General features: G+C 32.4%; 10 protein-coding genes. 6 read left to right on the top strand and 4 right to left on the bottom strand.

The features are described 5' to 3' along the window. The 5 genes from BLS90_RS12000 (at position 1) to BLS90_RS11980 (ending at position 3,852) form a co-directional block, all read left to right on the top strand. Positions 1–171 (top strand): CcoQ/FixQ family Cbb3-type cytochrome c oxidase assembly chaperone, encoded by a 171-nt coding sequence (locus tag BLS90_RS12000; protein WP_072675714.1) that lies wholly within the window; start codon positions 1–3, stop codon positions 169–171. Between the two features lie 27 nt (positions 172–198). After that, complete coding sequence (locus BLS90_RS11995; protein WP_091258025.1) at positions 199–1,098, top strand: cbb3-type cytochrome c oxidase N-terminal domain-containing protein; 900 nt, start codon at positions 199–201, stop codon at positions 1,096–1,098. 74 nt (positions 1,099–1,172) lie between these two features. Then, positions 1,173–2,591: a cytochrome c oxidase accessory protein CcoG gene (gene ccoG / locus BLS90_RS11990; protein ID WP_091258022.1), complete on the top strand. Its 1,419-nt coding sequence runs from the start codon at positions 1,173–1,175 to the stop codon at positions 2,589–2,591. Between the two features lie 34 nt (positions 2,592–2,625). Then, positions 2,626–3,078, top strand: coding sequence for a FixH family protein (locus BLS90_RS11985; protein WP_091258020.1), 453 nt, complete (start codon positions 2,626–2,628; stop codon positions 3,076–3,078). A gap of 72 nt (positions 3,079–3,150) precedes the next feature. Next, on the top strand, positions 3,151–3,852 hold the full coding sequence (locus BLS90_RS11980; RefSeq protein ID WP_091258017.1) for a sulfite exporter TauE/SafE family protein: 702 nt from the start codon (positions 3,151–3,153) through the stop codon (positions 3,850–3,852). Positions 3,853–3,919: 67 nt separating this feature from the next. Here the strand turns inward: BLS90_RS11980 and hemN are convergent, their stop codons facing one another. The 4 genes from hemN to BLS90_RS11960 all read right to left on the bottom strand — a co-directional run bounded on the left by hemN (position 3,920) and on the right by BLS90_RS11960 (position 8,324). Continuing rightward, positions 3,920–5,284 (bottom strand): oxygen-independent coproporphyrinogen III oxidase, encoded by a 1,365-nt coding sequence (hemN, locus tag BLS90_RS11975; RefSeq protein WP_091258015.1) that lies wholly within the window; start codon positions 5,282–5,284, stop codon positions 3,920–3,922. 131 nt (positions 5,285–5,415) lie between these two features. Next, the gene (locus BLS90_RS11970) at positions 5,416–5,892 is read right to left on the bottom strand and encodes a hypothetical protein (protein WP_091258013.1); all 477 of its coding nucleotides are present in this window, start codon (positions 5,890–5,892) and stop codon (positions 5,416–5,418) included. 112 nt (positions 5,893–6,004) lie between these two features. Continuing rightward, entirely contained in the window at positions 6,005–6,352 is a 348-nt protein-coding gene (locus BLS90_RS11965) for a hypothetical protein (protein ID WP_091258011.1), read from the bottom strand. A gap of 145 nt (positions 6,353–6,497) precedes the next feature. Continuing rightward, positions 6,498–8,324: a DUF349 domain-containing protein gene (locus tag BLS90_RS11960; protein WP_449404069.1), complete on the bottom strand. Its 1,827-nt coding sequence runs from the start codon at positions 8,322–8,324 to the stop codon at positions 6,498–6,500. A 616-nt stretch (positions 8,325–8,940) separates the two neighbouring features. Between BLS90_RS11960 and cas9 the strand changes: the two genes are divergently transcribed. Continuing rightward, positions 8,941–13,383 (top strand): type II CRISPR RNA-guided endonuclease Cas9, encoded by a 4,443-nt coding sequence (cas9, locus tag BLS90_RS11950; RefSeq protein ID WP_091258007.1) that lies wholly within the window; start codon positions 8,941–8,943, stop codon positions 13,381–13,383. Positions 13,384–13,584 lie beyond the last annotated feature (201 nt).

Genomic DNA, 13,584 nt, shown 5'->3' with positions numbered 1-13,584 from the left:
ATGTTTGAACAAATAAAACACAATATGGAGACGATCGATGGTGTATCGATATATCCCATCTTATCATTATTAATTTTTTTCTTCTTCTTTGTGGGATTGGGGATCTGGGTTTTCTCCTATAAGAAAGAAACAATTGATGAATTGAGTGAAATTCCATTGAAAGACAATTAAAAAGTATAATTTTTTAAAATTTAGAGAATGAAAAAATTTATTCCAGCATACGTTAGCGTACCCGTTATTTTCTTTGCTGTATTTGGAGCAATCGAATTCTTTATAGACTCAGGAGATCGACCTGCTTTTATAAAATTCCCAATGGTTGCAGTATTCTTATTCGTGTTTCTTTTCCTTGTTATAGCAATAGAAATTACCATGAGAGCGGTAGATAATATCACTTATCTTTTATTGACAGAGGAAGAAAAAATCAAATTAAATGAAACAAATAATTTGAGTTTTAAGGATAAAGAATGGTATAAAAAATTAATGGAAAAATTGACTAAAACTGCTCCATTAGCTGATGAGGGTCAATTATTACTGGATCATGACTACGATGGTATCAAAGAGTTAGATAATAACCTTCCACCATGGTGGGTCTATTTATTCTATGCTTCAATTGTTTTTGGCGTTGTTTACATGGTCCGATTTGAAATATTAGGAGCTGATAATCAGGAGATGGAACTTAAAAAAGAAATCGCCCAAGCTAAAATTGAAGTTGCAGAGTATATGAAATCTGCTCCAGATATGATGGATGAAAAAACAGTTACATTGTTAACAGATCCTGCTGATTTAGCGGCAGGAAAAGCAATCTTTACTGCTAATTGCGCTGCTTGTCACAGAGCAGATGGTGGAGGGCAAATTGGACCTAACCTAACCGATGATCAATGGATTTTAGGTGGTGGAATAAAAAATGTTTTTCACACTCTTGTAAATGGGGGTCGTGATGGAAAAGGAATGATTTCTTGGAAAGGTACTTTGAAACCTAAAGAAATGCAAAAAGTAGCCAGCTATATTCTATCCTTAAAAGGAAGCAATCCTGTTGATCCTAAAGCGCCAGAAGGGGAAGTTTGGGTAGAGGGAAATGCAACAGTTGCAGTTAAATAAAAAGTACAAACACACATTTTTATTTAACTTAAAAATAGTCCGAATTATTTGAACAGTGTTTTAAATAAAAAAAAATGTCAAAATTACCAGATGAAGCTTTTAGAGATACTATTGGAACAATCGACGAAGAGGGCAACCGAAAATTTATTTTTCCCAAGAAACCTTCCGGAAAGTTTTATGATTACAGGAAATGGGTTAGCTATTTTTTACTAATTGTACTTGTTGCAAACCCATTTGTGAAAATCAATGGCAACCAGTTCATGATGTTTAATATTTTAGAGCGACGATTTAATATTTTTGGATTTCCTTTTTGGCCACAGGATTTTTATCTTTTTGTTCTTTTCATGATTGTAGGGGTTGTTTTTGTTATCCTGTTTACCGTTATTTTTGGGCGAATTTTTTGTGGGTGGATTTGTCCGCAGACCATCTTTCTAGAAATGGTTTTTCGCAGAATAGAATATTGGATTGAAGGAGATCGAGGTGCTCAAATCCGTTTAGAAAAACAGGACTGGAATGCAGAGAAAATCAGAAAGAAAGGGCTTAAATGGACTTTATTTTTAATTATCTCCTTTTTTATAGCCAACGTATTCCTGGCTTATCTTATCAGTAGCGACAAGCTACTATTGATGATCGAAGAAGGGCCTGCAAATCATATCAGTACTCTTGTTTCCTTGTTGATTTTTACGGGTGTATTTTACTTTATTTTTGCATGGTTTAGAGAGCAGGTTTGTATCATCGCCTGTCCTTATGGCAGATTGCAAGGTGTTTTGTTAGACGATAAATCGATCAATGTTGCCTATGATTTTGTTCGAGGTGAAAAAGAAGCTGGTAGAGCCAAATTTAATAAGCAAGAAGACAGAGCATCAACTGGAAAAGGAGATTGTATTGATTGCAAACAATGTGTAAATGTTTGTCCTACCGGAATCGACATTCGTAACGGAACGCAGATGGAATGTGTCAATTGTACCGCCTGTATTGATGAATGCGATACAATTATGGAAAATGTGGGTTTACCCAAAGGACTTATTCGTTATGCCTCTGAAGAAGAAATTGAGAAAAACACAAGCTTCAAGTTTACTCCAAGAATGAAAGGCTACTCAGCGGTGCTGTTTATTTTGACCGGTATCTTAATTGGACTTTTGTTCTTACGTACTGATGTCGAGGCAACAATCTTAAGATTACCAGGACAATTGTTTCAACACAAGGGGGATAACATTAGTAATATTTATACTTTTAAAATTATAAATAAAACTAACAATGATTTTGATGACATTCATTTTAAATTAGTGGGTATAAAAGGAACTTTAAAAGTAGTTGGAAAACAAGCTTTAAAAGTCCCAAAACAAGGAATGAGCGGTGGAACCTTGTTTGTTGAAATCAATAACAACGTTTTAGACAGTGATAAAACAAAGCTGAAGATTGAAGTCTACAACGGAAAAGAAAAAATAGAAACCAGTACAACTAGCTTTTTAAGTCCACGAAGTTTTGACTGATGTCAAACGAGTTGAAATTTATAAATAGAATAGTATGAAAATTAATTGGGGAACAGCAATAGTCATTGCTTTTGGGTTGTTTATAACCTTTATTTTATATTTTGTTTTTATGGTTCAGTCGGATTCTAAATACGATAATGATCTAGTAGTGGAGGAATATTATAAACATGATGCTCGTTTTGGCGAGGAAATGGAACGGGTTCAAAATGCTGAGGATTTAAAAGAAAAGCCAATAATAACGGCTGGAGCATCTGGAATTACAATTGTTTTTCCAACGGTATTTGTTCCAATAAATATTAAAGGAAAAGTGTCCCTTTATAGACCGTCTAACAAAAAATTAGATTTTGAGATTCCAATTTCATTATCTGATGCTACTACTTTGCTCATACCTAAAAAAAGTTTGGCAGGCGGTCGCTGGGACATTAATATGGAATGGCAATATGAGGGGAAATCTTATTTGTCTAAAGAAACAATTTACATCAATTAGTCAAGCAGGTTTAATCTTTTAAGGTTACAGTACACTTTAAGACTTTCGACTTCTGGACATAAAGCTACAAAAATGCTTTACTCTGCCTTCATTTTCGGTTTAATAAGTAGTTTTCATTGCATTGGCATGTGTGGTCCTATTGCTATGATGTTGCCTGTAGATCACACTAATCAGACCAAGAAAGCAATTCAAATCATCACGTATCATTTAGGAAGATTAACGGCTTACGGTACCATTGGATTTGTTTTTGGACTACTGGGAAAAGGATTTCTATTGGCTGGTTTGCAGCAGAATTTGTCGATATTTATTGGCGTAGCCATGATTAGTGTTGTCTTAATTCCAGACAAAATTTTTGCGAAGTACAACTTTTCAAAACCGGTTTTTAAATTAATTTCTAAAATCAAAACTGCATTAGGAAGTCAGTTTAGAAACAAGAGTTTTAAATCATTATTTACTATCGGTCTACTAAATGGATTTTTGCCTTGCGGAATGGTTTATGTCGCTTTATTTGGTGCTGTAGCTATGCAAAGCGAAAGCTTGGGTGTTTTATACATGATTTTATTTGGATTAGGAACTGTTCCCTTGATGAGCAGCGTGGTATATATCAACTCTTTTATAACCTTGCCTATTCGCAACAGAATCCAAAAAACGATTCCTTATGTGGCTGTAGCTATTGGCTGTTTATTTATTTTGAGAGGATTGGGATTGGGTATTCCTTATATTTCACCAGCTAACATGAGCTTATTTATTCAAGCTGATCCAAATTGTCACTAACCTTTTCATAATTTTTCATATAAAAAGCACGCCATTCAGCGTGCTTTTTATATGAAAAAGGTTAAAATTATATGGTCATCGAAAATAATTCCGTTTCGGGCGCTTTTCTTTTCAATCGCAAATCAAATGCCATACAGATATTGCGAACATAAGGTTTTCCATTTTCTGTGACCTCGATGCTGTTTTTAGTAGTAATCAATAAGCCATCATTTTCCATTTCTTTTAACTGATATACTATTTCGGGGATTTCATTAAAATAGCCTTCCGTATCATTCCAAGAGGTTTTAAATTGGCACATTAAATTCAAAATGTGTTTTCTTATAATTAGGTCTTCTGTGGTCAATACGTGTCCTCTAAAAACGGGTAATTTATCCCATTCTAATATTTGATAATAATCTTCTAGATTTTTTACATTTTGAGCAAAACTATACCAACTATCACTAATTGCGGAAACACCTAAACCAAGCATCAACTTCGTTTTAGAGGAACTGTATCCCATAAAATTTCGGTGTAGTGTGCCATTTTGAAATGCTTCATACAAACTGTCTGTTTCTAAGGCAAAATGATCCATTCCAATTTCATGATAGCCATTTTCGAAGAGTAATTTTTTGCCAGTTTCATATAACTTTCTTTTTTTGTCGTCTTGTGGAATATCCTCATCTTTAAATCCGCGTTGTCCATTTCCTTTTATCCAAGGAACATGAGCATAACTATAAAATGCCAATCGATCAGGCTGTAGTGATTTAGTTTTCTCAATGGTATCAACAATATCTTCGACTTCCTGAAATGGCAAGCCAAAAATAATATCGTGACCAATAGAAGTATACCCAATTTCTCTAGCCCAAAACGTCACTTTTGCAACATTATGGAAGGGCTGTTCTCTATGAATTGCTTTTTGAACTTTTACGGAGTAATCCTGTACTCCAAAACTGACTCTTCTAAAACCTAAATCATATAGCTTTTGCAAATGTTCATGAGAGGTATTGTTAGGATGTCCTTCAAAACTAAATTCATGATTAGGCGCTTTCGTGGCATAGGAGAAAATACCGTTTATTAGGTCTTCTAAGTTTTTAGTTGAGAAAAAAGTAGGAGTACCACCGCCTAAATGAATTTCTTTTATACTTGGTTTTTCTCCAAGGATTTTACAGTAGATGGCCCATTCTTTCAATACTGCTTCAATGTAAGGATGTTCTACGCTATGATTTTTTGTGATGCGCTTGTTGCAGCCACAAAATGTGCATAAACTTTCGCAGAAAGGCAAATGAATATAAAGACTGATGCCTTCTGCTCCATTACTTTCTAGGAATGATTTTTTTAGAGTTGCTGTCCAAACTTCGTATGAAAAATCAACTTCATCCCAATAGGGTACGGTAGGATAACTGGTATATCTAGGTCCGGGAACATTGTATTTTTGAATTAAGGAATTATTCATGGCAAAATCATTTATCGTTGTTCAAAAGTAGAACGACTACTCATCTATTAAAATGATAATTATCATATTGAAGAAACCTTTTAAAAAAAAATGAAGAGGCTTAAAAGCCTCTTCATAATGAAATTTATTTTTTAAATAGTAATGCAATTCTGAATCATTTTTGTCCATTTTTTGGCTAATTGATGATCTTCGTATAAACAAACTTGACCTATTTGATCATTCTCAATTTTGTAAAATGATAAACAGTCTGCTTTCTTGCTTTCTTTGTATTGAAATTCAAATTCAATTTTTAAAACGGTATCACTATTGATCTCTGTTGTTGAAATCAGTTTGCAGGATTGAATTGTATTTAAATCTACAAAATAAACAACTTCTTCCTTAGCATTAAAATCCATTAAAAGAAACCCTTTGTTTTTTTCGGCTAAAGCCAAGACTTTTTTGTTTTGTGTTTCGGTTATTTCAAAATTAAAGCGATTGTTTTGACTGAATTTATTTTTTATGGCTTTGATTTTTGCTTTGTTAATTGAAGATGACCTCATGGAATAGAATAGAGGGATGGCAATTATTAAAGTTAATACTAGTCCAATTATAGTTACGGAAGTATCCATTTTTTATTTTTTTAGTTATTTGTAAAACAGGATAAGTTGAACTGAAATCCAAAGGGAATCAATTCAAAAAGGAAGATAATGTATCTTCAATTTACGAAATCAGTGTTTCAAATCACCAAAAAAAATGGAAAGGAAAGAGCAGGAGCGAAACCATCTCACATCGATTGATGTCTTGTTTCGCAAAACGAATAACGAATGTACTACTTTTAAAATCTGGAATTACAATCAGAAAATTTTCCAGATATTTTGCAATCGTATAATCAGGAGTTTTATGATAGGAAGTAAAGGTACTACTTACTTGAGGTTGTATGAAATCTAAAGAATGGATGCTGTCAACATAAACCGAAGAACTTGATTTTTCGATTTTATTGGAATCAACAGTAGCATCATTTGCATTAAAAGCAAATAAAAACGCTATTGAAAGTCCAATGAAAACAAGTGTTTTTCGAAACCAATTCATGTTGCAAAAATAAAAATTATCTGTAGATTACTACAATTTTTTCAAATAAATCAAAGTTAAAATTATATGGAGGAAATCGTTTTTATAAAAAAAGCCCCGAACTACTATTGTCCAGGGCTTATAGTTATAAAATAATATCAAAAAATTACTCGACTTTCAAGTTTCTCAATTGTTTTAGTTTCTCTTTCCACACATCAAGACTTTCTTTGTGAATAGCAATGTTTTTACGAACTTCTAACACAATAGAATTCTCTTTTTTAGCATTGCGAGTATTGGTAAAAAACTGAATGTTGTTTTCCAATTGGAAAATTTCATTTTGTACTTCGTCAATTTTACGCATGATAAAAATCTTTTCATTATCCAGTTTACGTGTATCATGACTTTCAGATAAATGATCCATTCTATTGGCAAAACGCATCATATCGGTGTCTTTTTTACTCAAACTCAATTTTTCAAAAAGAGCATCCAGAATTTTATTGAATTTCCCCTCAATATGTCTTCTTGGAAAAGGGACTTTTCCAAAGTTTTTCCAAGTTTCGATATGCATTTTAATAGCGTCTAAATCAGTTTTATGATCTCCACTCAATTGAAATTCTCTCAACGTTTCTAAATAGGCTTTTTTGTTGTCAAAAGCTTCTACCTCTTCGCTATTTTCTTCGTTTTTTTGTTCTTTTAGCTTTTCAAAATAATGATTACAAGCGTCTTTGAATTCCTTCCAGATTTTGTCTGAATATTTTCTAGGCACATGTCCAATCTGTTTCCACTCCTCTTGAATTTGCTTCATGATAGGTGTGGTAGCAGCAAAATCTTGGCTTTCTTGCAATTCTTTAGCCTTGAGGACCAAAGCAGTTTTTAGGCTTAAATTGTCGTTTTGATCTTTTTTAATGTCTTTGTAAAACGAATTTTTAAACGAATTGAAATTTCTAACAGCCGTTTTAAAACTAGCCCAAGTTTCTTCGTTTACATCCGAAGGGACTTTTCCAGCAGAGAAGAAAGCGGTACGTAATGCCTCTACTTTTTCAATTTGCGCCAACCATTGCGAGTGTGCATTGACTTTTTCAGTCGCCAAAACTTCAATTTTAGCAATAATCTCTTTTTTCTTTTCTAGATTTTCAAGTTCTGTACCTCTTTGATTTTCAAATAACACTTCGCGTTTGTCATGCATTTGCTTAGTCAAATCACTAAACTTGTTCCATATTTCATCGCGGTGTTCTCTCGAAACCGGTCCAATGTCTTCTTTCCAGATTCGGTGTAAGTCTTGTAATTCTCTAAAAGCCTTGTTAATATCAGCTTCATTTACTAATTCTTCCACTCGGGCCACAATTTTTTGCTTTTGCTCTAAATTGTGCTTGAAATCTAAGTCTCGAGCCTCTCGGTCTAGGTGTAAATAATCGTAGAAATTTTCCACATGAAAATGGAAATTGTTCCATACATGGTTGTATTTGTCTTTAGGAATTGGACCAGCATTTTTCCATCTTTCTCTTAAATCATTAAAATGTTTCAAGGTATCTTTGATGTTCTCTTGCGGATTAATTAGCTCTTTTAGTTCTTCAACAATAGCCAATCGATTCTCTAAATTTGTTTTTAGATTAGTTTGTAAACTCTTGAAATGAGTGTTTTTAATATCTCTAAATTGAGTGTAGAACTTATCAAATTGAGTTTTTAAAGGCGAATGATATTGAAAATCTTCAGTAGGATCTTGGTTTTCAGCAAGAAATTCCTCTTTCTTCTCTTCTACAAGGTGGTTGTATTTTGCTAAGAATGCTTTTTTTACTTCTTCTATGTGATCCTTAAAAGACATCACTTTCTCATTGGAAACTAAATTTTTCAATTCCTCAACAAGTTGTTCTAATGATAAAGTATCATAATCTTGCATAGAAATTTCATGACGATCTTTAAGCGTCTCGTCTTCACTTTCTTCTGCGTTTGTATCAGCAATGGCATCTAGAGCCGATTGATTGGTTGTGTCCATAGCAGTATTAGTGGGGGATGCCTCAGCAGGAATAACTACGTTATCTTCGGCTGGCATATCACTTGGTTCTGTTTCAGGTGTTGCTTCAAGGTGTTCCTTTTGGAATTGATCGGATGCCGTAGCATTGTTTTCTAAGTTTCCATCTGCTTCGTTTTCCTGACGAGACAGGTTATCATTCTTTTCTTCTAACATTTTTTCAATGTATAAGGTTTGTATTTATATCTATTGCGAAAGATACTAAAGCAGTATGAAAGTACAAAATAAAACCATTATTAATAGTCGTTTTATGTTGGAAAATGTTTTCATTTGGAGCTATTTCCTGCTGTTCGCTGTATCTTTTTGTTTGCTAAAAAGCAAACTAAAAAGGATGCCGCTGCCATCAGGGCTAGGGTTTAGAGGTGAAATTATGAATTGTTTTCAAAAAAAAAGTCCCACCGAAGCAGGACTAAAGATTTTCATCTACGGCATATAGCCTTATTGTGATAAGATTAAAGATTAGAAATTTTAATCAGTTACAAACCTAAACAAAAAATAGTTAGGTTGCAATGAGGAAAACCGTAAAAGGGGCAACTATTTTCTCCGTAGCTTTAAAAATTCTTACAAAATAGACATTGATATGGCAAAAATATTAGGATTAGATTTAGGGACAAACTCGATTGGGTGGGCGATAGTGGATAAAGATGGGAGTGAATTTTCTCTTGTAGATAAAGGAGTTCGGATATTTTCGGAAGGTGTTAAATCTGAAAAAGGAATAGAAAGCTCCCGTGCAGCAGAACGCACAGGTTTTAGAAGTGCCAGAAAAATAAAGTTTCGCAGAAAATTGAGAAAGTATGAAACTCTGAAAGTGCTTTCTGAAAATAATATGTGTCCATTATCTGTAGAAGAAGTTATAGAATGGAGAAAATCTGGTTTTAAAAAATATCCTCTTAATCCGGAATTTATTGCGTGGTTACGTACCGATGACGACAAAAACATAAATCCCTATTATTTTAGAGATAAATCAAGTAAACAAAAAGCTTCTTTGTTAGAGGTTGGAAGGGCTTTCTATCATATTGCACAACGAAGAGGTTTTTTGAGCAATAGATTAGATCCTTCTGCGGAAGGAGTCATTGAGCAACATAAACCAGATTTAGAAGATATTATTGAAAATGCTTCAACTATTACCGAACTTCAAATTGAATTAACAGATTATTTTCAAAATCGTGATTTGATTGAGCGTAAAGCCATTGATTTAGACGAAGGAGAAAAGAAATTGAAGACATTGTATAATTCATTTCTTAAAACTATTAAAGATTATCACAAAGATTTTGACAAAACTAAATCCTTACTTACGGAGCGTTTAAATAAGAAGGATGATTTAGGCGTAGTGAAACAAAAAATTGGAGAAATTTCCCAAGCAATGAAAGACGGAAATTTCAAGACTTTAGGGCAATATTTCTATAGCATATATAATAAGGGGAAAATCAGAAATCAATATACGGCTAGAGAAGAACACTATCTTTCTGAATTTGAAGTCATTTGTTTGGCTCAAGGAATTGATGGAATTTTAACTTCTGAAAAATTACCTGAAAAAAGATATTTAGGATTAGCCAAAGAATTATATAGAGCAATCTTTTTTCAAAGACCTTTAAAGTCCCAAAAAGGGTTAATTGGGAAATGTACTTTTGAAAAAAGCAAATCAAGATGTGCCATTTCACATCCAGATTTTGAGGTATATAGAATGTGGTGTTTTATCAATACCATAAAAATAAAAACTCCGGATGATGAAAGTTTACGATTTCTTACTAACGAAGAAAGATTGAAAATAATTCCTAAGTTTTTACGTAAAAAAGACAACTTTAATTTTGAAGATTTAGCCAAGGAATTGGTTCCAAGTGGTAGCAAATACGCATTTTATAAATCATCAACTGCAGCATCTGTAAATTACTTGTTTAATTATAGTTTAAATTCCTCCGTGAGTGGTTGTGTGGTTTCTACTTCGTTTAAAAATGCTTTGGGAGAAGATTGGAAGACGAAAATCTATAGCTACGAAACTCTTAATAAAAATGGCGAAAGTGTAACCAGAAATGTAGATTATACTGATTTATGGCATTTGATTTCAGTTTCTACATCTGATTTATACTTGGAGGAATTTGCAAAAGACAAATTGAAATTAGACGCTAAAAAAGCCGTTTTATTCAGTAAAACAAAACTAAAGAAAGATTTTGCCAGTTTAAGTTTAACGGCAATTAATAAAATTAATCCTTTTTTAAGAGAAGGATTATTGTATTCTCACGCTGTTTTTATGGCAAATATCGAAAATATTGTAGATGTAGATATTTGGAAAAATCTTGATGACAGGAAATATATTCAAACTAAAATTGCCGAATTAATCGCCACAAATACTTTTGATAACAATTTATTGGAGATAATAAATGGTCTTATTAAAGAATGTAAAGTTGGAGGATGTTATTATTCAAAAGAAGCGGAAGGAAGCTATAAGTTAGATTTAGAAAAAAAGGTGAATTCCTATGTGAAATCAAATAAAATTGAAGACCAAAAAGAAATTATTATTGGTTTGTTATTCCCCATTTTTATCGAACAACTCAAGAAATATGAATTCATTGCAATAAAAAGGTTGGATGAAAAAGTATTTGATTTTTTAGATGGTCAAAATGATGACGGTCAAGTTTTTTGTAATTCTAAAAACAAACTAAAAAAGTTATATCATCCTTCGGATATTGATGTTTTTAGAAAGCAAATAGCAAAAGATGGGAATGGGAATGAAAAATTAGTTTTAGGAAGTCCGTTAATATCTTCAATAAAAAATCCAATGGCGATGCGGGCTTTGCACCAATTGAGAAAAGTATTGAATGCTTTAATTGTTGAAGGTCAAGTTGACGAAAAAACTAGAATTCATATTGAAATGGCACGAGAATTAAACGATGCCAATAAACGAAAAGGAATTCAGGATTTTCAAAGAGACATAGAAAAAAATAGGAAAGACTACATTGAGGAGATTAAAAAAGATTACAAAGCAGCAAAAGGTATCGATATTGAACCTACAGAGGATGATGTTTTACGCTATCAATTATGGATTGAGCAGGATAAAAAAACAATTTATGAAGAACAATGTACAAATATAGGGATTAGTCAAATAATAGGCATCGACCCTGATTATGACATAGAACACACCATTCCAAGAAGTAGATCGCAAGACAATTCACAAATGAACAAAACTTTGTGTAGTAAGCGATATAACCGAGAGATTAAAAAAAATAAAATGCCTATTGAATTAAGCAATCACCGCGATATTCTGGACAGAGTTGAACCATGGAGAAAGAAATATTTGGTATTAGAATATGATATTATCGTTATCTCAAGAGCCATTAAAGCGGCAACTACCAGGGAACAAAAAGATCGAAAAATAAGATTGCGTCATAAGTTGAATTTGGAAAAAGAATATTTCAAAGGTAAGTATGAACGGTTTACTTATAAAGAACCAAAAGTAGGTTTCAAAAACAGTCAAATTCCAGATACTGGAATAATAACAAAATACGCCAGTGCGTATTTAAAATCGTATTTTGGTAGAGTAGAAGCGGTAAAAGGTGGAATAGTAGCGGAGTTCAGAAAAGCTTGGGGAATTCAAGAAAGTTATATTAAAGATGGAAAAAAATATTATCAAGTAAAAGATCGTAGCAAACATACGCACCATTGTATCGATGCTATCACCATTGCGTGTATGACCAAAGACAAATACGATGTAATGGCTCATGCCTGGGATTTAGAAGATGACTTGGATAAAAATCAATATAAATTGATGAAGTCAGTTCTCGAACAATCAAAACCATGGAAAACTTTTACAGAGGATTTGAAAAAGATTGAGGACGAAATTTTGGTTTCTCATAATACACCGGATAATGTAAAGAAACAATCTAAAAAAATTATTAGGGTTCGAGGTAAAAAACAATTTGTCGCCGAAATGGAAACTGATATAAATGGAAAAAATAGTCCGAGAAAAGACAGCAACAACAAAATTATTTTCAAGAAGAATTTGAATGGAGAAAACACGGCAAGGTTTCATCAAGGAGACACTATTCGAGGTTCTTTGCATCAGGATAGTATTTATGGAGCGATAAAACAACCAGAAATAGATGATAATACAAATAAACCTAAACATACAACTAAAGGTGCTTTTGTAATTAAAAAAGATGAAAAAGGGATTGATGAAATTAATTTTGTGATTCGTAAAGCATTATCTAAATTGTCAGAAAATGATATAAAAAACATTATTGATCCAATTGTTTGTCAAAAAATTCAAAGAGCAGTTATTGATGGCATGATTACTTTTAAAACAGTTCAAGGCAAAAAAGTAGCTGTTGTTAAAGAAGGAACTACAATTTGGATGAGAGAGCCAAACAAAGAAAAGGATTTAGTTGGTATTCCTATAAATAAGGTTAGGATTTTTACTGGATTAAAAAATCCATTAGAAATTAAAGAGCATAGTACTTTATCAAAATCAAGATTTGAGCATAAACAAAAAGTTTATGCTCAAAACGATGAGAATTTTGCAATGGCTATCTATGAAGGAATTGACAAAAAAGGAAATGTGAAAAGGAGTTTCGAATCGGTTAATTATATGGATGCTGGTAATTATTTTAAATTAAGTAATAGAAATAACAATGCTAATTCATTGGTTCCTTTAATTCATTTAAAAACTCAATTACCTTTGAAGTATGAAGTAAAAAAAGGAGATTTAGTCTTGTTCTACAAAGAAAATAAAGAAGAATTAAATGAAATTAGCAATAAAGATTTAACGAAGAGATTATATAAAGTGATTGCTTTTGAAGGAGATGGAAGAATTCAATTCAGATATCATAAAACTGCGATGCAACAAAGCAGTTCAAATAAAGAAGAATTGACAATTGTTAAATTTATGGCTGACAATAATTTAAAAAATTCTCAAGTTGATTTTGAAAATCCAGTGCCTTGGTTGAGATTAAGAGTTTCAAATTGCAATTTTTTATTAATAAAAAAAGAATTTGAAATTACACCAACAGGGAGGATTGATATTTTGTAGTTTTGGGTGCTCTTTGATATTTTTCATTGTCTTAAACAGCCAAACCACAACTGAAAGGTATGGCATCCGCCCAGCAGGGATGCAGTAGCTTTCAGTTGTGGTTTGATTAAAGATTAGAAAACACGATATTAAAAGCAAATTTCAAAGCCAAAGTTTTATTGTTGTGGTTTGATTAAAGATTAGAAAACACGATATTCATTG

The organism is Flavobacterium omnivorum (genome assembly GCF_900099915.1).
Classification (GTDB): Bacteria; Bacteroidota; Bacteroidia; order Flavobacteriales; family Flavobacteriaceae; genus Flavobacterium; species Flavobacterium omnivorum.
This window is presented reverse-complemented; position numbering and strand designations above follow the sequence as displayed.